1 protein-coding gene is annotated in these 447 nt (G+C 80.8%); it reads left to right on the top strand.

From position 1 onward, the window contains the following. Window positions 1-447, top strand: a 447-nt coding sequence (locus tag NJ376_RS28560; protein WP_252956726.1) for a hypothetical protein, incomplete at both ends; no start/stop codon positions are given.

Genomic DNA, 447 nt, shown 5'->3' with positions numbered 1-447 from the left:
CGGCTGGCCGCCGGCGATACCGCCGGCACCACCGCCGCCGCCGGGGAGGCGCTGCGCCTGGCGCCGGAGCAGGGCGGGGCGCGGGAGATGCTGATGCTGGCCGCGCTCGGCCGCGGCGAGCTGACCGTGGCGGAAGGCGAGCTGGCGCAGCTGGGGCCGGAGGCGCGGGCGGCCGAGGTGCCGGCCACCGTCGCCGCCATGATCAGGCTGGCCCGGCTGCAGACCGCCGAGGCGCGGGCCGGCTTCGAGGATGTGCTGAAGCGCTTTCCGGAGAGCGTCGGCGCCCGGGTGGGGCTGGCCCGCACCCTGATGGCGCAGGGGGTGGAGGGCGAGCCGGAACGGCTGCTGGGCGAGGTGCTGCAGCGCCAGCCGGGCCATGCCGAGGCGGCCGCCCGGCTGGCGGCGCTGGCGAGCGCCGGCGGCGCCCGCGCCCCGGTGGCGCGGCAG

This window comes from Siccirubricoccus soli (assembly GCF_024178315.1).
GTDB lineage: Bacteria > Pseudomonadota > Alphaproteobacteria > Acetobacterales > Acetobacteraceae > Siccirubricoccus > Siccirubricoccus soli.
This window is presented reverse-complemented; position numbering and strand designations above follow the sequence as displayed.